We start from the raw sequence: 19,866 nt of genomic DNA, 5'->3' as shown, positions 1-19,866 counted from the left end.
GGTGTTCTTGATCAGCTTTAACCTGGCAGGTCCACCGCGTTAAGGTCGGGCCTCCACCGTTCGGCGCAGCGGCGGGGGACGTGTGCGATCCGGCGATTTGCAGGGGAAGATGTTGGCGTGTCCGAGCCGAAGCCGTTGAACCCTACCGAGCAGGACGCTCTGGTTAAGCAGATCGGCCTGACTCTCATGCGGGCCGCACCAGAGGACTGGCGCAGTGTGATCGCGCAGTACCGAGCCACCGGCCGGTACTTCGAGCTGGAGTCCGAGATGCGGCTTCAGGACGGCACCTCGCACGCGTGGGCGCCGCCGCAGGAGGTCGCGTCGCTGTTCGCCCGGCTGCGAGCCGGCATGCACCGGGAGGGCCGGGGCAGCTGGACGAACGCCCGCTACCAGCTCGACCACCCGTCGAGCTACAACCTCGACTTCGACCGCGCCGAGCCGGCCTGGCAGACGCCACCGCCGCAGCAGGCGTACTTCGACGAGATGCGGTTCTTCCCGCGGGCCGACGAGAACGTCCCCGAGTGGCTGCGCCGCAGGCTGAACCCGCCGACGCCGGTGTTCCGCACGGTCCGCGTGTTCGACGGGGCCGGTCCGGGTGGCCGTCCGTCGGTCAACCGGCCGCCGGTGCCGGAGGCCGAGGTCGCGCCGCTGCTGGCGTACCTGTCGAACGCGCCGGTCGCCGTCGCGGGCCGCGGGTTCGACGCCGACGTCCTGCACCCGGACTCGCCGCAGGTCGTGCCGTCCGGGTTCCAGACCGACGGTGCCTGGATCTGGCCCGTCGGCGTCTCCTACTACCTGCGCAAGTACGGCGTGCCGCCGGAGCCGGAGCTGGTCGAACGCGCGCGGGCCGCCGGTTTCAGCCTGCCGGAGGTGTCCGAGGAGTCGAGGCTCGCCGCCGCCGCGAACCTCGGCGCGCCCGCCGCGCCGCCCGGAACCGTCGTGCCGGTGCCGCCGGAGCCCGTCCAGCAGCAACCGGAGCCCGAACCCGAACCGGAACCGCAGCCGGACGCGACGCAGTACGTGCCCCAGCCGTCCTTCGCCGACGAGGAGCCGGAGGAGTACGACTTCGAGCCGATGTACCCGGAGCCGCCGCAGGCCGCCGAGGTCACGACCGAGCAGCCGCAGGTAGAGGCCGAGCCTCAGCCCGCGGACGTCGGTGCCACGGTCGCGGTGGCGGTGCCGCCGCCGGTCGGTGACGGTCCGCCCTATCGGGTGGTCTTCGACTCCGACGGCGTGCCCGACCACGTCGACGACCGGCGCCTGCGCGACACCTACGGCGCGGGCATGGACCTCTTCGCCCCGCACCCGAGCGAGCCCGAGGAGCCCGAGCCCGTCGCGGAGGTCGCGCCCCCGGCCGTCGCGGAAGCGGTGGCCGAGGAGCCGAACGAAACGGACGCCCGGCACGAAGACGATGTCGTGGACGCCGTCGACGAACCAGAGATCCCGACCGCCGGACCGGACGAGCCCGAGCTCTTCACGCACCACCGCGAGGAGGAGAGCACGGCGAGCCTTCTCCCGGAGGCGGAAGAACGCCCGCGCGACGCCATGCAGGACACCATGGCGTGGAGCCCGGTCCTGGACGAGCCCGTGGAGAGCCCGGCGGAGGTCACCGAGGAGCACCCGGTCGTCGCGGTCGCCGAGGACGAGCCCGACCTGGCCGAGAACGAGATCGAGTCCACGACCGCGTTCGAGGCCCAGAAGTTCGAGCAGCAGCCGGCCTTCGAGCAGCAGCCGTTCGAACCGCAGGCCTTCGAACCGGAGCCCGTCCCCGAGCCCTTGCCGGTGGCGCCTCCGGTCGTGCCGATCCCGGTACCGCCGCCCGCGCAGGTCGAGGAGACGACCCAGTTCGACGCGGCGCTGTTCAACGAGCCGAAGGCCGAGCCCGAACCGGAACCGGAGCCGGTGAAGCCGCCGCGCGCGGTCACCCCGGAGGAGGACCGCGAGCTGGCGGGCACCCGCCGCGCGCTGGACGACCTGAGCGTCCCGCACGGCGTGTACCGGATCGGCGAACCGGCCGACCGCACCTGGACGCTGCGCCTCGACGGCGACAGCTGGGAGGTGTGCTGGTTCGACCACGGCCCGAAGAGCCCGGTGCGGTTCGACAAGGTCGAGGACGCGTCGGCGTACCTGGTGGGCAAGCTGGTGCTGGGCAACTTCCGCACGATCGTGCGCACGCCCCAGCCGCCGCCTCCGCCGCCCAGGCCGATGGGCAACGGTTTCCGCGAGGAGCCGCGCCGCCCCGTGCCGCCGCAGCGTCCGCCGATGCCCCAGCCGCAGGCGGCCCCACCGCCGCCGCCGCCGGTACCGGCACCGGCACCGGTTCCCGCGCCGGCTCCCGCACCGGCACCGGCACCGGTGGCCGCCGCGGTCGCGCAGGAGGAGCCGTCGAAGCGGAAGTTCCCGATCGCGCCGCTCGCGGGCGAGCCGCCGCTCACGTTGTTCCGCCACAAGCAGATGTTCGAGCTGCCGGCGGGCACCGAGGTCGACCGCTACGGCGACCAGAACGGCAACCTCGTCTACGTGGCGGGCACCCCGTTCCCGGAACGCAGCCTCGTGCCGTCGTGGATCAACCGCCCGTACCGCGTGTACCGGTTGCGCCGCCCGCTCGAGGTGCTGACGGGCGTCGCGGTGCCGTGGTTCGAGCAGCCCGGTGGCGGAACCGCCTACCTGCTGCCGAAGGCGATCGAGGAGATGGTCGCCGACGGCGTGCTGGTGGAGATCACGGGATCAGCTGACAACTAGCCCGTAGGCGGCCGCGAAAGCGATCGCCTGGTCGACGTCGATCAGGGCTCCGGCGAGCTTGGCCTGCCGGAGCCCGTTCGCGTCGATCAACGCCCCGCGCAGGTCCGCGCCCTCCAGCTTGGCGTCGAGCAGCCGTGCGCCCATCAGGTCCGCCTTGCTCAGGTCGGTGTTGCGCAGGTCCGCTTCCATGAGGTTGGTCTCGCGGAACCGCTGCCCGTCCAGCTTCAGGTCGTACAGCGGTGCCTTCACCAGCGACGCCAGCGTGAAGTCCACCTCGGTGAAGGTGACCGGCCGCAGCACGCAGTCCACGAAGTTCGAACCCATGAGGCTGCACGAGGTGAACGACGACCGCGTCAGCACCGTGCGGTCGAAGGTGCACTGCCGGAACGCCGTCGCGTGGTGCTTCGACTCGCCGAGATCCGTCCGGGTGAAGTCGCACCGGGTGAACGTGCAGCCCGTCGTCACGAGCTCGCGGAGGTCGGCTTCGGTGAAGTCGCAGTCGGTGAAAGACCGCTTCTCCCAGTGCTGTCCGGGCATCACGGCGTCGGCGTAGTCCTCGCCGACCTCTTCCGAAGGGTTGTCCACTCTCACACTCTGCCACCGTCCACGTGTTGGTAACGTGCGGGACGCCGGGCGACCTGCCCGACGTCAACGAGGACCGTCATTCGGGAAGGCTCATGACCCGCACGCCCGTGAACGTCACTGTCACCGGTGCAGCCGGCCAGATCGGCTACGCACTGCTCTTCCGCATCGCCTCCGGCCACCTGCTCGGCCCGGACACCCCGGTCAACCTGCGGCTGTTGGAGATCACCCCGGCGCTGAAGGCCGCCGAGGGCACCGCGATGGAGCTCGACGACTGCGCCTTCCCGCTGCTCAAGGGCATCACGATCACCGACGACGCGAAGACCGCGTTCGACGGCGTGAACGTGGCCCTGCTCGTCGGCGCCCGCCCCCGCACCAAGGGCATGGAGCGCGGCGACCTGCTCGAGGCCAACGGCGGCATCTTCAAGCCGCAGGGCGAGGCGATCAACGCCGGCGCCGCGGACGACGTGAAGGTGCTCGTGGTCGGCAACCCGGCCAACACCAACGCCCTCATCGCCCAGCAGCACGCGCCGGACGTCCCGCGCGAGCGCTTCACCGCGATGACGCGCCTGGACCACAACCGCGCCCTGTCGCAGCTCGCCAAGAAGCTGGGCGTCGCGGTCACCGACATCCAGAACATGACGATCTGGGGCAACCACTCGGCCACCCAGTACCCGGACCTGTTCCACGCCAAGGTCGGCGACAAGACCGCCGCCGAGGCCGTGAACGACCAGGCGTGGCTGGAGAACGACTTCATCCCGACCGTCGCCAAGCGCGGTGCGGCGATCATCGAGGCCCGTGGCGCGTCCTCGGCCGCGTCGGCCGCGAACGCCGCCATCGACCACATCTACGACTGGGTCAACGGCACCGAGTGGACCTCGATGGCCATCCCGTCGGACGGTTCGTACGGCGTGCCCGAGGGCATCATCTCGTCGTTCCCGGTCAAGTGCTCGGGCGGCTCGTACGAGATCATCCAGGGCCTGGAGATCGACGAGTTCTCCCGCGCCCGCATCGACGCCTCCGTGGCCGAGCTGGTCGAGGAGCGCGACGCGGTCAAGGGCCTCGGCCTGATCTGATTTCGTGGCACTGTGGGCACGTGCGCATTCCATGGGACGTGCCCCAGCCACAGCTCTCCGATGACGTGCATCCTGCGCTCGCCGACGCCGCCCGTGCGGCGTCGGCGGCGTACGGACGCGCCCGATCTCAGCACACGCGCCTCGAACTCCGCGAAGAAGTGGCGGACGGCGCCGACGGAACACCGACGATGCGCGTCGACCGCATCGTCGAGGACGCGGTTCTGGAGTCCGTCCACCGCAACCGCGTGAACCTCCTGTCCGAGGAAGCCGGGTTCGTCGACAACGGCTCCTCGATCACTCTCGTCATCGACCCGGTCGACGGGTCCGCGAACGCCGCGTTCGGCGTTCCTCTCTCGTGCTTCGCCGGTGCTCTCGTCGAGGACGGCACGGCCAAAGAAGCCTTGACCACGTGGTTCGACACGGGCCGTGCGTGGCACGCGCGCGCAGGAGTTCCAACGTCGTTCCGCACGACCGGACGCACCACTTTGGACGGCGCGTCCGTGTGTCTCATGCGCCCCAAGACCGGCACTCAGGACGCGTGGCTGCGCATCGCGAACCGCGCCGACCGCATCCGGGTGCTCTGCACGACCTGCCTGGAGACCATGCTGGTCGCCGAGGGCACCGTCGACGCGTTCATCGATCCGGGCAGCGACACGCACCGGATCATGGACCTCGCGACGGCACTGGTCACCGTGCCCGCCGCGGGTGGGGTGCTGGTCGACCTGCGCGGGCGGCCGTTCACGTTCGATCCCGACCTGAGCAGGCGCTGGTCAGGCGTGGCGGCAGCGACTCCTCAGCTCGCCGAGGAGTTGATCGCGACGGTGCTCGGCTAGATCTCGCCTCGCGGCTCGACGATGCAGTCGGGGCCGGGGAACACCAGGCCCTCGTGACCGTCGTTGAAGCGGACGAGGTACGGCGGCTGGCCGTCGGTACCGCGCACTTCGAGGATCTCGCCCAGGCGCTCCTCGAGGCCGACCGACCGGCTGTGGACGTGGAGCCTGTCACCAACGGTTGCTTGCATGATGTTGCGACACCTCCGGTGTGCGGCGTGAGGCACGGCGCGCTGAACGCGTTAAAGCCTAGGCCGACACCGGAGGAGCGCAACAGGGCTCAAGTGCTCATCCGCCGCAGGCTGAGGAGACCTTCGCGACGAGATCGGCCTTCTGCTGCACCCAGTCCGCGGCGGAACCGACGTTCTGCATGCCGTTGGCCGCCTCCTGCAGAGCCTTCTTCACCTGCTCGTCGGGGGAGGAGTTCGCGAGGTTCTCGAGCTCCTTCGCCTTGGCCTGGGTGTCCTCCAGCGCCTTCTGCGGGTTGCTCAGGTCCGGCGAGAAGCCCAGCAGCTGGATCGCGTCGGCGCACAGCTTCACCTTGTCCGCGGTGTTGCTGACTCCCTGGATCGTGTCGCAGGCCGTCAGGCCACCCAACGCGATGACGGCTGCTGCCAGCGGTCCGACTAGGCGCATTCGCTCTCCTTGTGCCCGATGTGTCCGTTTGTGTTGCTTCCGACTCTACCGATGCGCGTCCTGCTCGACCTGGCGCTGGTACAGCTTCCGGATGACGTCGTCGATCTCCGGCTCCACGACGGCGAGATCGTGCACCTCCACCTGCCGCACCACCTGGGTGATCAACTGAGCCGCCGTCGTCTCCGCCCTCCTGAACGTGAGGTGGTGTCGCAACCCGTTGGCCTCGCTGCGCACCGCCGTCACTCCGGGGACGTCCGGCGCCGGACCCGGTTCCCTGAGGTCGATGACCAGCTCGCGTTCCGGGGTGACCTCGGCGCGCAGCTCGTCCAGCGGTCCGTCGGCGAGGACCCGGCCGTGGTCGATCACCATCAGCCGCGGGCAGAGGCGTTCGATGTCGTCCAGGTCGTGCGTGGTGAGCAGGAGCGTCGTGCCGCGGCGGGTGTTGATGTCCGCGAGGAACTCCCGCAGGCGTTCCTTCGACTCCAGGTCCAGACCGATCGTCGGCTCGTCGAGCACCAGGAGCTCCGGTGCGTGCAGGAGGGCGGCGGTGATCTCGCCGCGCATCCGCTGGCCCAGCGAGAGCTGCCGCACCGGGGTGATCAGCAGCTCCTGCAGGCCGAGGAGCTCGACGCACTCGTCGAGCCGCCGCCGGTAGTCCTCGTGGCTCACCCGGTAGATCGACCTCAGCAGGTCGAAGCTGTCCTTGAGCGGCAGGTCCCACCAGAGCTGGCTGCGCTGGCCGAACACGACGCCGATGCGCTTGGCCAGATCGCGGCGCTGCTTCGCCGGATCCACGCCGCTGACCAGGAGGTGCCCGCTGGTCGGTACCAGGATCCCGGTCAGCATCTTGATCGTCGTGGACTTGCCGGCGCCGTTCGGGCCGACGTACCCGACGGCCTCTCCCGCCTCGACGTCGAACGTGACGCCGTCGACCGCCGTGACGGTCTTGTAGTTGCGCCGCAGGCCTTTCGACGTGGCGACCTTGAACTCCCTGCGGAGCTCCCTGACCTCGATCATGATCCCGTTCCCCGGTAGTGCCTGACCGCGAACCGCCACACCAGCCCGGCAGCCGTCGCCGCCAGTACCGCGACGAGCGGTGATGTCCAGCCGACCCAGCCCGGCAGGCCGAGCGGGTCCTGTTTCCCGAGCAGCGCGAGGCTCGGGTAGTACGCGACGAACGCCCCCGGCACCACGTACGCCATCAGCCAGCGCAACGGCCGGGCGTAGACGTTGATCGGGTACGACGTGAAGGCGTTGCTGCCGTAGGTGACCGCGTTGGCGAACTCGCGTCCCTCGACGATCCAGAAGCAGATCGAGCAGGCGACCACCCAGACCGAACCGTAGATCACCGCGCCCGCCACCGGTGTCGCGACGGTCAGCATGATCTTCGCCGGCGACCAGGCGACCGCGACGTGCGAGAGCGTGTAGACCATGACGGCGAGTGCGCCGATGATCCGCCCGATCCGGCGCAACCGGATGTCGGAGCACATGATCTGCGGCAACGTCCCGAGCGGCCGCATCAGCAGCACGTCGAAGTTGCCGGTGCGGATGTACGTCGGCAGGTAGTCGAGCTGTCCGGCGAAGAGGTCGGCGACGCCGAACGCCGCGCCCGCGAAGGCGTACATCAGCAGCACCTCGTTCCTGCTGAACCCGCCCAGCGCGTTGACCTGGCTGAAGAGCACCAGGATCACGATCAGCTCGTAGGACTGCGCCATCACCTGCGACACGAAGTCGATCGCGAACGAGCCGCGGTAGGCGAGCTGGCTCCTGATCCGCGCGCCGATGAGCCGGGGGTAGATGACGTCAGCCACCTTGGACCACCACCTTGCGCACCGCGCGTTGCAGCATGAAGTGACCGAGCGCGAGGACTACCACGGCCCAGAAGGCTTGGTACAGCAGGAGTTTCACGACGCTGCCGTGTCCGAGGAACACGTCGATCGGCGCCTGCAGCAACGCGGGGAACGGTGACGCCCACAGCGCGTTCTTCGCCCACTCGGGGAAGAACGAGATGGGCACCGTCAGCCCGCACAGCAGGCCGGAGCTGACGTTCCAGAACCCGTACACCCCGCGGTTGTCGAGCAGCCAGAACGCGCTGGCCTCCACGAGGAACCGCACCCCGAAGCTGATGACCAGCGCGATCGTGGCGCTGAGCAGGAACAGCGGCCACCGCAACGGGTTCTCGGGGAACTGGAACGGGAACAGCAGCATGCCGAACACCATCGGCGGCGCCAGCCTCACCAGCAGCGCGAAAGCGGCGCGGCCGATGTCCTCGGCGAGGAGGGCACCCTGGAGATGCCACGGCCGATAGAGGTCTACTACCACGTCACCGGATCGCACGCGCTCGGCGAGCTCGTTGTTCCCCCACAGCAGGACGAACCCGAGCAGCCCCTGCCCGATCCAGACGTACGTGTTGGTGGCAGCGATGTCGTAGTTCGCGATCTCGCCGTGCGCCGCCTTGACCGCGGCGGTGATGACGGAGAGACGCAACAGGCCGAAGACCACGTTCGTGGTCATTCCGGCCAGCATCGCTTGTCGGTAGGTCGAGTACCTTCGAAATCCAGCAATGATCAAATCGGCGTGGACACGCACGTCGGTCTACGTTAGCGACCGTCGCAAGTGGATTTTCTAGGAGCCGAAAGCGCTGGTCACGACCTCGCCCGCCTCCGGCTGCGACCCGAGGCAGAGGAAGTAGCCGCGGGTGCCGTCCTTGAACCCGACGGCGGTGATCTCCCAGCCGGTGGTGTCGACGGTGGGCCGGGTGTTGGCCTTCATCGCCGCGGGCGTGCAGACGTCCTTGACCTCGGCCGAGTCCCGCAGTTCGTCGGAGTCGACCGCGGGGATGTCACCGGACAGCCAGCCGCCGGCGAACGCCTCCCAGTAGTGCAGGTCCGCACAGCTGCCGACCTTGCGCGTCACCGCAGCCATGCCGCCGATGTTCGTGATCCCGCGGTAGCAGGTCGACTTGTCGACGCAGAAGCCCTTGCCGCACTTCTTGAGGTACGGCGGCACGTCCTCCGCGCCACCTTGCTGCGTCGTCGTCGCCGGCCCGGGCCCCTGCGCACCAGCCTTCTCGTCGCCGATGAGGTTCCACGTGAGCGCACCCGCCGCCACCGCGACGGCGACTCCCGCGGCCGCGAACGGCCAGACCTTGCGCTTCTTCTGCGCCGCCACGACGGGTTGCGTGGGCATCCGCATCGGATCGGCCAACTCGTCCCGCAACTGCGCGGCACTGGCGGTGCGCAGGTTGGCGTCGGGGTGCAACGCCCGCGCCAACGTCTCGTGCAGGGCCGCCGGCACACCCGCCACCGCGGGCACCGGCCGGCGCAGGATCTCGCCGAGCTGGTCGAACGACGTGATCGGCCACGGCACCGGACGCGGCGGCTTGCCGGCGAGCAACGTGTAGAGCGTCGCGGCGAGCGAGTAGACGTCGGCCTGCGGCGTGGGTTCGGCCAGCGCGAACGCTTCCGGCGGCGCGTAACTCGGGCTCAGGGCGTCCCTGGTGACCGTGCTGCCGCCCTGCGCGTCCAGCAGCGCCGCGAGCCCGAAGTCGGCGAGCTTCGGCGTGCCGTAGCGGTCGACGAGGATGTTGCCGGGCTTGATGTCCCGGTGCAGCACACCTTCCGCGTGCGCCGCCGCGAGCGCGTCCGCCAGCTTGATCCCGAGGTCGCGCACCTGCTCCGGGTGCAACGGCCCGCCCTGGTCCAGCCGATCGGCGAGCGACCCGCCCGTGCACAGCTCCATGACCAGGTACGGCGTGCCCTGCGCGGTGATGTCGGCGTCGTGCACCCCGACCACGTGCGGGTGCCCGGACAACTTGGCCGCGGCGTGCGCCTCCCGGAGGAACCGCCGGCGGTCGCGCTCGTCGACCAGCACCCGATTGTCGATCTTGACCGCGACGTCGCGGCCCAGCTGTGCCTGATGGGCGCGGTAGACGGTGGCGAATCCACCGGCGCCCAACGGTCTCAGGTCGGTCAGGCCGGGAATGCGGGGTGCGGTCACGCGCGGCACTTTAGCCCCGCACCCCGACAATCCGGCTCAGCCCGTGCAGTTCAGCGCCCCCTGGCGCAACGCGTGACCGTCCTTGTTGTCGTCGTCCGACCACAACACGACCTTCTTGCCGTTGACGCAGCTCGGCGAGATCGCGAACCCTTCGAGGTTCGTGTTCGGCAGCGTGGACGGCCGGTTGTACTTCGCCGTGACCCGGAACTCGCCGCTGCTGATGGCAAGCGTCGTCGTCTGCCCGTTGCAGTTGTTGTCGCAGATGGCCCACAGCTTGCTGCCGTCGAACTCCAGGTCCATCACCTGCGCGTGCCCGCTCGCGAACGTGCTCAGCAGCACGGCCTCCGTGCCCTGCAAGGCGTACACGTAGATCTCCCCGGTCGCCTCCAGCCCGACGAAGAACAACCCGCTGCCGTGGCCGGGGTACTCGGCGGGATCGTAGGTCCGGCCGCTGTCGTCCGTGAAGCCGTTCTGCGTGAGGAACGAGTCCGGCACCCAGGAGATCGCCTCGGGCCCGTCGTTGGGGTCGACCTTCGGCATGCCGCCGAGCTCCCACTCGGCGACCGCGTTGCTGCCCGTGCCGTACTTGAGGATCATCGGCGCACTCACGTCGCCGTCGTCGTTGTCGCGCTCAACGGCGACGAAAAGCCCGTCCGGCGTGCTCACGACCCCTTCGGCATCGGGATCGCCGTACCCGTCCCGGTAGTTGAGCGACCGCTTCTGGTCGATCTTCCACGTGCTGCCGCTCGGTACGAGCCGGTAGAGCGTGGACGGGCTGTTCTTCACCGCCCACACGACGTTCGCGCTCTCGAACGAGAGTCCGCTGAGGTTCTTGCCGAAGACGTTCGACCCGTCGGCCGTCCTGGTGGCCGAGTCGCCCGGCCACGTCGAGGCCGCCTGTGCCGGACTGGCCACCAGCCCCAGCGCGAGGACCGCGAAAACGCCAATCACCTTGATGCGCAACGGAAACCGCCCTTCTCTCCCCGAGGCAAGATCGCACCTCTTACGGGCTGGCGGCGGACGTCCAGTGGATCAGACGGTGAACAGCAGGCGCTACTTCGCCTTCGCCGCGGCCTTGGCGGCCTTCTTGAAGTCCCGCACCTCCAGCAACGACTTCTGATCGGTCACATCCGCGACGCTGCGCCGACTTCCGTCCTCGCCGTAGTGCCCGGCGGCCTCCCGCCAGCCGTCCGGGATGATGCCGAACTGTTTGCCCAAAAGGGCCAGGAAGATCTTCGCCTTCTGCTCCCCGAACCCGGGCAGCGCCTTGAGCCGCTTCAACACCGCGGCCCCGTCCCCGTCGGACCAGATCCGCGTGACGTCCCCGTCGTAGGCCTCGACCACGAACTGGGACAGCGCCTGCACCCGCTTGGCCATCGAGCCCGGGAACCGGTGCACGGCGGGCGGGGTGGCCATGATCGCCGCGAACTCCTCGGGGTCGGCCTCGGCGATGCGGTGCACGTCCAGGCCGCCCATGCGGTCGGCGAGCACCTTGGGGCCGGAGAACGCCTTCTCCATGGGAATCTGCTGGTCGCAACACACAGTTGAAAGTATGTTTACGCGCCTACATCGTCCTGCGATACCTCTCGGTGCGAGCGGGCAGTAAGATCACTTGCCCTGCGTGACCCAGATCACCATGGAGGTGCTAAATGGCTGAACTTACCGAGGATCGTCTTCCTCTCTCCAAACTGCTTCTTGACCCGAATAACTTTCGGTTTCAAGACGAGGAAGGGTACATTACGGCCGATAAAGAGCGATTTCATGAAACATCTGTGCAAGACCGAGCGTTTCGGAGGATTCGCTCGGAGGGGATCGTCGATCTGAAGAATTCGATCACAGCAAATGGCTTCCTGGCGGTCGAGCGGTTGGTTGTTCGACCCTATAAGAATGCCGAAGATACGTATGTCGTGGTCGAAGGAAATCGGCGCCTTGCTGCGTTGCGTTGGCTTCAGGAAGACGATCAAGCGGGTGTGACTATCCCAGAGAGTGTCAGGGATACGTTTGCGCAAGTTCCTGTTGTGGTCATCAAGAGCGACGATGATGACAGTGTCTATCTCTCTCTTATGGGGATCAGGCACGTCGGAGGCATTAGGCAGTGGGGTGGATATCAACGGGCGAAATTGGTGACCGAACTCCGGGACCGGCACAGCCTGGAAAGCGCAGAAGTGGGTGCGCGTCTCGGTATGTCAACGCAGGAAGTTAATCGACGCTACAGGGCTTTCAAAGCGCTTGAGCAGATGCAACACGATGAAGACTTTGGTGATCTGGCGCTACCGTCAATGTATCCAATTTTTCACGAAGCGGTTTCGCTTCCTGCTGTTCGTGACTGGCTTGGATGGGTAGAGGCGCGGAATGAATTCACCAACGATGAGGAGAGGGCTAAGTTCTATGGTTTGGTGACAGTATCTGAGGATCATGAGGAGGGATCGTCGAAGGCTCCGAAGATCACAACCTATGCTCAGGTTCGAGATTTGCGGGCAATTTTGCCGATTCCCGAGGCTCGTAGGCTTCTGTTCGATTCTGATCGAACTTTTGGAGAATCGCTAGCAGTAGCAAAGGCTGAAGAGCTCTCGAAGTCGTGGGGTGCACAAATAGCGGAGGCTGTAGCGGCCCTGAAGACCATCGGGGCCTTGGAACTAAAAAACATGAAGCCGGACGATTTGGAGGATGTCAAAAGCCTGCGCGATGTGGCAATTGATCTGCTTGCAACCTACGAGAAGTTGAACTCGTAAGATGGCCCCAAAAGTGCGCCAGTTGGTGAATGCAATAGTTGCTCAGATTGACATCGAGCGAGCTCCGTGCACGATTGCGGAGATTATTGTCGAGACGAGCATCGGTGGCGGTTGGTTTGTCGACCGATCGCTGGCCGAAGACTATGCATCTCGGATGGAGAGCTCAGCAGAGCGCCTTCTACGGCAGGAGTTGGATGCATGGATACGTAAAGGAAGGGCCGCGCGATTCGAGTTCAATAGCTCTTCCTCGTACTTAATTCAGGGTTCTTCTTATATTGAGCCGATCGATTCGCCTGAGATCGCGGAGGCGAAACGGCGCAGGGTCCGGTTCAGCGAGTATGAGAGCTTATTGCGTGCGGCAACCCCGTTGGAATTTGAGGCGATCTGCCGAGGCGTTCTTGTGGAAATGGGTGCTGTGAATGCCAAACTAACGAAGGCTTCGGGCGATCAGGGAATTGACTTCTACGGCACACTTAGCCTTCAGGGGCGACTCACTCAGGTTTACCCGCTATCAAACATAGACCGTCATCTTCGGGTCTGGCTCGTTGGGCAAGCGAAGCACTATCAGAAGACCAAGGTAGCTACGCCTGATCTAAGGGAGCTGGTAGGTTCAGTTAACCTGGCGCGAGCAAAGGTTTATGCGGACGGCGGTCAATCACTTGACGGTTTGAAAATCAATGTTTGTGATCCTGTCTTCTACCTCTTCTTTACGACTGGTGAGATCAGTCGTGACGGTTGGACTCTTATTGAGAGGAGTGGCATAGTGGGCATGGATGGGTCGATGCTGGCTACTTTTCTTGCAGACTCCGGAGTTGCTGTCGTTGATGGCAATTTCGACAGCTCAACATTCGGTGCATGGATTGCCCTGCATCGAGGCTGACTTAAACACAAATCACTCCTCCTGTAGCTTCGCTTTTGCTAGTTTCTTGTAAGCGCGAACCTCAACTAGCGAGCTTGCGTCGACGACATCTGCAACGCTTCGCTTCGAGTTCAGATCGCCGTAATGGCCTGCTGCATCCCGCCAGCCATCCGGTCTCACATCGAGCTGCTTCCCGAGTAGAGCAAGAAAGATGCGCGCTTTTTGGTCGCCGAATCCTGGCAGTGACTTCAGCCGGTTCAGGACCTCTTCGCCACTTGGTGTGCCACGAGTCCAGATGGCATCTACATCGCCGTTGTAGTGTTCGATAAGGTATTGCGCCAGTGACTGAAGCCGTTTCGCCATTGCTCCAGGAAAACGATGGATTGCAGGCTTTGCGGATACAATGCCTGCAAATTTTTCCGGATTGGCCTCTGCGATACGGTGGACGTCGAGGCCACCCATTCTCTCGGAAATATCTTTGGGGCCTCTGAACGCTTTCTCCATTGGGATTTGTTGATCAAGCATCATGCCAAGAAGCAAGGCCAGCGGATTTTTGGACAGCAACGCATCCGCTTCAGGATCTTGCGCAATGCACAGCTTGGGACTCATGGCGGGAAGCATGCCACGACGTTCCTGAACCTGCCTGACGCGTTGGCACGACGGCGCGAAGCGGTGGCGTGGCGTCGATCGCCGTGCTCAGCTTGATCAATCAGCCACGTCGGCGATCGTCACGGTCTGGAGCACATCGGTGGTCACCTTCTCGTCAATGCGCTGCCGCCAGGAGGTGCCCTCCCTGTCCGCGCCCCGTCCCGAGCACGGCCGGAGGCCGCGCGCAGCGGGCGGGGATGTGGACAGAAGAGGAGGGCGCCTGCGCTGGCGAAGCCAGCGCCTTGAACAGGGAGAAGAAACTTTGAACCACCGTCATGCAGCCGAGTCCGTATCGGCCGGCCGCGCGACAGGCTTGTACCGATGCTGCTCACGGATCAGCTCAGCCCAGGACTCCTCGCCCGAGTTGGTGTAGCCGACACCGGCAACAGCCCAGTCGCCGACACGAACGGTCTGCTGATCAGCCTGAAGCGGATCAAGCCCGGCAAGCTCGCGAGCAAGATCAGCGCGGAACCTCGCCCGATCGCTGCGCATGGTACCGAGCGTCGTGGAGTACCGACGACTCTTGGTCGAGAAGTGCCCGCCGTACCCGAGCATGTGCGCCCACTCCCGCAGCTTCAGGTACGCGTGGTCCTCGTGACCGCCCAACTCCCAACACGTCTCGATCATCCGGCGCGCATGGTCCGACAGCCCGCGAACGCGATGTAGGTGACCAACGCTCCTGATCTGCCGATCAACGGTCCCCGCGGCTTCGGCTCCCTTGGTGGCGTACTTCGCGATGTACCGCGCCACCTTGGCATCCGTCCAGCCGTCCCCGTCGTGCTCGATAGGCCTGATGTCGAGCTGCTTGCCCCATCGGATCGTCTGAGAGAACCCCGGCACGCCAACTCGTGCCGCGCGGGCAGCACCGTTGATCGCATCGCACAGCATCTCCGCATCCGCACCGAACGGCGGCGGTTCGCCTGGACCAGACGGCCCGTCGAGCCGAATCACGGCGTGGAAGTGGACCAGGCCGCGCACCTGGTACTCGGCGACTTTCGCGTACTCGACCCGCAGGACCTTGGAGAGTTTCGAGCGCGAGACTCCCAGCGCCTCGGCCAGATGCCGGCGTAGGTACACGGCGAACGTGTGCCACAGCTCGCCAGCACGGTTGTTCCACAACACAGCTCCTGCGTAGTCGTAGCTGCGCTGATCAACGGCCTGCCCAAGTACTGCGTCGTCTTCCTCGTGCTTGGCACGGCAAGAGGGTCCTTCACGGCGCGGGTGACACGGACGAACGGCACCAGCCGCGTCCACAACCCGACCATGCACCGGCCCGAATGATGGCGCGGTGAACGTGGCGAACACCCGAGGGTGCGATGCGACGGAGGCCGGAACGTCGCGACCTCCGGCAAGCCCTGACCTGATCAGGTGGAACGTGTCATCGGCGTAGACCTGCGAACATGCCTCGCACCGGCTCGCGCGGCGGTTGCCGCAGGCGGTCAGCAAAGACTCGTTCGGCTCGTCCCACGTCGAGTAGGTGCTGAGCACTTCGCCGGTCGCGGCGTCGACCGTGGCAGACGAGCCGACCAGACGGATCGGCGCAGAGCAGCCACGCGTGCTGGCGACCATCTCTTTCCAGCGGTGGAAGTCCTGCTTGTTGGCGGCACCCTTCGCCAACGACACGAACTCGGGTGGCAGGTCGATCTCGTGGCCGCTCATCACGCGGCCTCCCGCTGGTGCTGGGCGGCTCGTTCGTCGGCGAGTCGAACGCCGAAGATCGCGTTGACGCGCTGCCAGCGTTCTTCGCTCCAGGCGGGCACGGCTGCGGCTTGCTGCTCGGCCCACTCCCACATCTCGTCGGGCGATGGCCCCACAAGAAACACTCCCCTTCACGGTCGTGGAGCCACGACGCGTCAACACAGGCAGCGCGGGGATCTACCCCTACTTGTGTTTGTGAAAGGGAGTGTTTGTTTGGTGGTTGCGGTCTTCTGTGGCACCCCAGAGGGCTTGGCCCTCGTGCTGCTCTCGTCAGGGGATGATGTGCCACTCCGCAGGCCGTAGCCTCAAGTTTTGTTTGTGTGTATAGGTTTCTGGCGCTTGTGTTGAGTTGTCGCACGTCCTCGCGAACTGCGTCGCGGCTCCGCTGCGGTTGATCAGACGGCCGTCAAGCGGCGGCCGGTGTTTGGTCAGTCGTCGTGCTCGTCGGCGAGGCGGCGTTGGATCGCTGCGACCGAATTGGCGAGCTGGGCCGTGACTCGGCGGGCCTGTTGGCGGGCTTCCCGGTGTCGCCACGCCGCTGCGAGACCGCAGGCAAGCGCGTACAGAGCGACGCAAGCCCACACGACGCACACGACGATGACTTGAATCGCTTCGGCGAGAGGGCTTGGCGCTGCGCTGACCTGTTCGCTCGCGAACACGCCACCCGAACCAGCAGCAAGACCACCAAGCAGCAGCAGAGCGCCACCAGTTCCAGCGTCCACCGGTTCACTCGGTGCGCCCGACGAGTTCGCTCCAGCGGGCCATCTCGTCCTCGCTCACCGGCGCGAAAGTCTCGGGCTCCGCGTTGTTGGCCGCCTGGTGCAGCTCCTCGCACCTCGCCGCGAACTCGGTAGCCGACTTCGCGAGACCCCACGCGAATTGAGCGGCGAGCTTCAACCCGTCCGGGCCGTCCGGCGTCTGCACCGCAATCTGCGAGTCGCCGATTGCCGCCATGAGGGACGGAGCGCCCGGCATGTGCTCGACCAGCGCTGAAAACGCTCCTTCCTCCGGTCGAGCGAGAACGTAGAACCCCATCTCGTGCCTCCTGTCGAGTCGTCCTGACACGACGATCGGCGCGCTACGGCAATGAACCCACCACGCGAGTGACTGAGATATCCAATCCGCTCATATCCGCACGTCAGCGCGTGCTCGTGTGATTACACTCGGGCTTGGTCGCAGGTCAGGGGCGGTGATGAGCGGACGGGACACTCCTCGGCAATGCCGGGGATGCGGGACGCGGTTGGCGAATGACAACCGCGCGCATTTGTGCGCGCCCTGCGTCCGTCGCGATGTTCAGGCTTCTCGTGCGCCTGCGAAGCGTGCCGAGTTCTGGGACCGCCCGCGTCTTAGCGCTGCCCTGCGGTCGAGGCACTTCGGTCACGTGATCGAGGCCTACCGGAAGGAACACGATCCGGCTCTCACCCAAGCCAAGATCGGACGTTGGTTCGGGCTGACTCAGGGACAGATCAGCCGCCTGGAACGCACTGCCGAGCCGCTCCAGGACCTGGGCAAGCTTGAGCAGTGGGCGTGGGCTCTCCAGATCCCGGAAGAGCTGCTGTGGTTCCGGCTTGCTGAAGACGACGTGCCGCCTGCTCCCGTGATGCCGTACGAGACCGGCTTCGGCTGGTTCAGCGCGCCGTCACCGGAGATCGTCGAGCGGATCGTTGGCACGGCTGATGTCGAGACTCTGCGGGCGATGACCCGAACGTTCAGGCAGCTCGACAACCGCTTTGGTGGTGGGCATGCCCGCGCGACGGTCAGCCACTACCTGGTGGGCGAAGCCGTGCCGCTGCTGCGTGCTGGTCGGTTCAGGGACGGCGTGCGTCGGGAGCTGTTCGGAGCGGTCGCGGAACTCAACCAGCTCGCTGGATGGATGGCGTACGACGTTGGCGACGCCAGCGCTGGGCGCAAGCACCTGCGGCAGGCCCTCCAGCTTTGCCAGGACGTCGGCGACGATGCGCTCGCCGCCGAGATGCTGGCCGGCATGAGCCATCACGCGGCCTTCGTGCGGTCGCCTCTCGTGGCTGTCGACCTGGCGCAAGCTGCGCGGGACAACGCCGGCCGAACTGGCATCTCGGCGCTCATGGCTGAGTCCGCGGTGATGGAAGCTCACGGGCTCGCGCTGCGTCGTGATGCCAAGGGATGCCTTGCAGCACTTGGGGATGCGGAGACTTCGTTCTCGTCGGTGGGCTCCGATGTGCCCGAGTGGTTGCGGTACTTCGATGCCGCGTACATGGCGGCGAAGTTCGCGCACTGCTTCCGGGATCTTGGGCGGCCTGACGAGGCTGAGCGGTTTGCTCGGCGCTCGTTGGAGATGACGGAGGGGTATGACCGAGGGCGCCTGTTCAACACGGCCTTGCTTGCGTCGATCCTGGCTGATCAGCGGCGCGTTGAGGAGGCCTGCGCGGCGGGCACGAGCGCTCTGCGCATGGCGGGGAACATGCACTCCGTCCGGACTGTGGCGTACCTGGAGGACGTGGCTCGGCGTCTCCAGCCGTTCCGCGCGGAGCCTACGGTCCAGATGCTCTACGCGGAGATGGCGGCTGCCGGGATCGGGCTATCCGAACGCGAGGACGTGCAGTAGGCCGACCTGTGCGGCTGCCCCGATGATCTCGCCCTTGGCGATCATGTCCTTGATCGAGGACAGCGGGATCCAGGCCACTCGCTCGGCCTCGTTGATGTCGGCCTGCTGGCCGGTGTCCTCCGCGCCTTCGGCGACGTAGATCAGGTTTTCGAAGTCGGCCGTGCCGGTGAGGGGCTGGAACGTCGTCAACAGGCGGACGCTGCGGGGCTTCCAGCCGGTTTCCTCGATCGCTTCGCGCTCCGCGCAGACAGCGGGGTCTTCGTTCGGGTCGAGGTAGCCGCCGGGAAGCTCCCAGGTCCAGCGGTCCATGATCCACCGGTGCCTGTAGATCATGAGCACATTCTCGCGCGCATCGTCGAGCACCAAGGCCATGACCGCCTTGGGCATGCGCAACACCCACTGCTCAAAGTGGGTACCGTCTGGCAGTTCAACGTGGGCGATGCTCACATGAAGTTTGCGGGTGTCGTCCACGAGACGTTCTTCGTGGATCGTCCAACGGGTGTCTGCGCTGTCAGGTCCAGGAAGCACAATTCAGAGCCTACAGCATAGCTAGGGGCACCGTTTGTCTATGATGTCTGTCAGGCGACGTCCTCATCGGGCAAAATTGCCGAGGCAATTTTCACTGCGATGTCACGGACTGAATCGGTTTCTGTCGTGAAGCCTGCAAGGTCCGGTAGGATTCCACTGTATTCGGCAACATCCTTAAAGGTGACGTTGTGTAGCACTGGGATGAGAGTGTCCTTGTGTAGCAAGGCGCCCAGCTCGCGCTGGGTCCAGAACCTGCCAGTGAGGTAAGCAGGTGTCAATAGAGCAATGCCCGACTTGGCCTTCCGCAAGCCTTGATCCATCTGGAGTGCAAGGCTCTTGCCTGGGATGATTGCAACTTCGTCGAACCAGACGGATACGCCGAACTCTGCGAGATTTTCGCGGAGCTCCGTGGCTACCTCGGCGCCATCAATCCGCGCGTAGCTGAGAAAAGCGTCGTACTCTCGGTTGTCCAGTCCTGCGACTGCTTCGTGAACTCGATCGACAAGCTGTCGTTCATGGACGGTGTAACGCACCGTAGGCCGAGTGCTCCTTGCCTGCAGGCTTCGGTTGATGTCGGCTACCACCTTCTTGTTGTGCTGTTCGGCGGCGCGGTTGTGTGATGCAACCTTGCGGTTGTAGTCGGCTACTGCCTTCTGGTTTTGCTGGTCGATCCTCCGTGCTTCCTGTGTGACAGCTTGCTTGATCTTGTTTTCTGCACGGCTGACCTCGCGCTTGAAGTCTTGTTCAGCCTTGCGTTGAGCTGCACGAAGCTGCGCCTGGAACGCGCTCGCGTTGAACTTCTTGACCAACTCTGGCTCCTGCGGTGTTGCTGCCTACGTGTACCTGTCGGTCAGTCTAGATCGCAGCACTGACGATTTTTCGCAGGCTTGGAAGCGGTGGTTGGAGGCGCTAGAAGAATTGGTTCAACCAATAAGTTTAGGTAGCTTTACTA

20 protein-coding genes and 1 pseudogene are annotated in these 19,866 nt (G+C 65.7%); 6 read left to right on the top strand and 15 right to left on the bottom strand.

All coding sequences use genetic code 11. From position 1 onward, the window contains the following. Window positions 1-117 precede the first annotated feature (117 nt). Window positions 118-2,742, top strand: a complete 2,625-nt coding sequence (locus ACWEIJ_RS02340; protein WP_449835400.1) for a TNT domain-containing protein — start codon at window positions 118-120, stop codon at window positions 2,740-2,742. Here the strand turns inward: ACWEIJ_RS02340 and ACWEIJ_RS02335 are convergent. Next, window positions 2,728-3,279: a pentapeptide repeat-containing protein gene (locus ACWEIJ_RS02335; protein ID WP_449835733.1), complete on the bottom strand. Its 552-nt coding sequence runs from the start codon at window positions 3,277-3,279 to the stop codon at window positions 2,728-2,730. The genes ACWEIJ_RS02340 and ACWEIJ_RS02335 overlap by 15 nt on opposite strands. Window positions 3,280-3,419: 140 nt before the next feature. On the opposite strand from ACWEIJ_RS02335, the gene ACWEIJ_RS02330 reads away from it, so the two are divergent. After that, on the top strand, window positions 3,420-4,400 hold the full coding sequence (locus ACWEIJ_RS02330; RefSeq protein ID WP_204763197.1) for a malate dehydrogenase: 981 nt from the start codon (window positions 3,420-3,422) through the stop codon (window positions 4,398-4,400). Window positions 4,401-4,420: 20 nt separating this feature from the next. Further along, on the top strand, window positions 4,421-5,233 hold the full coding sequence (locus ACWEIJ_RS02325; protein ID WP_449835399.1) for an inositol monophosphatase family protein: 813 nt from the start codon (window positions 4,421-4,423) through the stop codon (window positions 5,231-5,233). Here the strand turns inward: ACWEIJ_RS02325 and ACWEIJ_RS02320 are convergent. The 8 genes and pseudogenes from ACWEIJ_RS02320 to ACWEIJ_RS02285 all read right to left on the bottom strand — a co-directional run. Then, window positions 5,230-5,421 carry a DUF1918 domain-containing protein gene (locus ACWEIJ_RS02320; protein WP_030470815.1) on the bottom strand — a complete coding sequence of 64 codons (192 nt, stop codon included), beginning with the start codon at window positions 5,419-5,421 and terminating at the stop codon, window positions 5,230-5,232. The two genes, ACWEIJ_RS02325 and ACWEIJ_RS02320, sit on opposite strands and share 4 nt — an antisense overlap. 97 nt (window positions 5,422-5,518) lie before the next feature. Next, window positions 5,519-5,866, bottom strand: a complete 348-nt coding sequence (locus ACWEIJ_RS02315; RefSeq protein WP_449835398.1) for a bacteriophage spanin2 family protein — start codon at window positions 5,864-5,866, stop codon at window positions 5,519-5,521. Between the two features lie 45 nt (window positions 5,867-5,911). Continuing rightward, window positions 5,912-6,883, bottom strand: a complete 972-nt coding sequence (locus tag ACWEIJ_RS02310) for an ABC transporter ATP-binding protein (RefSeq protein WP_449835397.1) — start codon at window positions 6,881-6,883, stop codon at window positions 5,912-5,914. Next, window positions 6,880-7,677, bottom strand: coding sequence for an ABC transporter permease (locus ACWEIJ_RS02305; protein ID WP_449835396.1), 798 nt, complete (start codon window positions 7,675-7,677; stop codon window positions 6,880-6,882). The genes ACWEIJ_RS02310 and ACWEIJ_RS02305 overlap by 4 nt, the downstream gene beginning before the upstream one ends. After that, window positions 7,670-8,380, bottom strand: a complete 711-nt coding sequence (locus ACWEIJ_RS02300; RefSeq protein WP_449835395.1) for an ABC transporter permease — start codon at window positions 8,378-8,380, stop codon at window positions 7,670-7,672. The genes ACWEIJ_RS02305 and ACWEIJ_RS02300 overlap by 8 nt, the downstream gene beginning before the upstream one ends. Window positions 8,381-8,491: 111 nt before the next feature. Then, window positions 8,492-9,865 carry a serine/threonine-protein kinase gene (locus ACWEIJ_RS02295; protein WP_449835394.1) on the bottom strand — a complete coding sequence of 458 codons (1,374 nt, stop codon included), beginning with the start codon at window positions 9,863-9,865 and terminating at the stop codon, window positions 8,492-8,494. Between the two features lie 36 nt (window positions 9,866-9,901). After that, on the bottom strand, window positions 9,902-10,828 hold the full coding sequence (locus tag ACWEIJ_RS02290) for a hypothetical protein (protein ID WP_449835393.1): 927 nt from the start codon (window positions 10,826-10,828) through the stop codon (window positions 9,902-9,904). Between the two features lie 90 nt (window positions 10,829-10,918). Beyond that, window positions 10,919-11,419 (bottom strand): annotated as a pseudogene (locus ACWEIJ_RS02285) (HhH-GPD-type base excision DNA repair protein); the annotation flags it as partial. A gap of 95 nt (window positions 11,420-11,514) precedes the next feature. On the opposite strand from ACWEIJ_RS02285, the gene ACWEIJ_RS02280 reads away from it, so the two are divergent. After that, a complete protein-coding gene (locus ACWEIJ_RS02280) occupies window positions 11,515-12,597 on the top strand; it encodes a hypothetical protein (protein ID WP_449835392.1) in 1,083 nt (360 codons plus the stop codon). A 13-nt stretch (window positions 12,598-12,610) separates the two neighbouring features. Then, complete coding sequence (locus ACWEIJ_RS02275; RefSeq protein ID WP_449835391.1) at window positions 12,611-13,477, top strand: restriction endonuclease; 867 nt, start codon at window positions 12,611-12,613, stop codon at window positions 13,475-13,477. A 12-nt stretch (window positions 13,478-13,489) separates the two neighbouring features. Here the strand turns inward: ACWEIJ_RS02275 and ACWEIJ_RS02270 are convergent, their stop codons facing one another. From ACWEIJ_RS02270 to ACWEIJ_RS02255, 4 genes are all read right to left on the bottom strand, one after another. Next, window positions 13,490-14,065, bottom strand: a complete 576-nt coding sequence (locus ACWEIJ_RS02270) for an HhH-GPD-type base excision DNA repair protein (protein ID WP_449835390.1) — start codon at window positions 14,063-14,065, stop codon at window positions 13,490-13,492. 312 nt (window positions 14,066-14,377) lie between these two features. Next, entirely contained in the window at window positions 14,378-15,763 is a 1,386-nt protein-coding gene (locus tag ACWEIJ_RS02265; RefSeq protein ID WP_449835389.1) for a replication initiator, read from the bottom strand. After that, the gene (locus tag ACWEIJ_RS02260) at window positions 15,763-15,918 is read right to left on the bottom strand and encodes a hypothetical protein (RefSeq protein ID WP_449835388.1); all 156 of its coding nucleotides are present in this window, start codon (window positions 15,916-15,918) and stop codon (window positions 15,763-15,765) included. Before ACWEIJ_RS02260 ends, ACWEIJ_RS02265 begins: the two co-directional genes overlap by 1 nt. Before the next feature lie 610 nt (window positions 15,919-16,528). After that, a complete protein-coding gene (locus tag ACWEIJ_RS02255) occupies window positions 16,529-16,837 on the bottom strand; it encodes a hypothetical protein (protein ID WP_449835387.1) in 309 nt (102 codons plus the stop codon). A 346-nt stretch (window positions 16,838-17,183) separates the two neighbouring features. On the opposite strand from ACWEIJ_RS02255, the gene ACWEIJ_RS02250 reads away from it, so the two are divergent. Continuing rightward, the gene (locus ACWEIJ_RS02250; protein ID WP_449835386.1) at window positions 17,184-18,386 is read left to right on the top strand and encodes an XRE family transcriptional regulator; all 1,203 of its coding nucleotides are present in this window, start codon (window positions 17,184-17,186) and stop codon (window positions 18,384-18,386) included. Here ACWEIJ_RS02250 and ACWEIJ_RS02245 read toward each other — a convergent pair. Next, window positions 18,360-18,857, bottom strand: coding sequence for an NUDIX hydrolase (locus ACWEIJ_RS02245; RefSeq protein WP_449835385.1), 498 nt, complete (start codon window positions 18,855-18,857; stop codon window positions 18,360-18,362). The two genes, ACWEIJ_RS02250 and ACWEIJ_RS02245, sit on opposite strands and share 27 nt — an antisense overlap. A gap of 107 nt (window positions 18,858-18,964) precedes the next feature. Continuing rightward, window positions 18,965-19,723 carry a toll/interleukin-1 receptor domain-containing protein gene (locus ACWEIJ_RS02240; protein ID WP_449835384.1) on the bottom strand — a complete coding sequence of 253 codons (759 nt, stop codon included), beginning with the start codon at window positions 19,721-19,723 and terminating at the stop codon, window positions 18,965-18,967. Window positions 19,724-19,866: the final 143 nt, after the last annotated feature.

This window comes from Lentzea sp. NPDC004789 (assembly GCF_053601075.1).
This window is presented reverse-complemented; position numbering and strand designations above follow the sequence as displayed.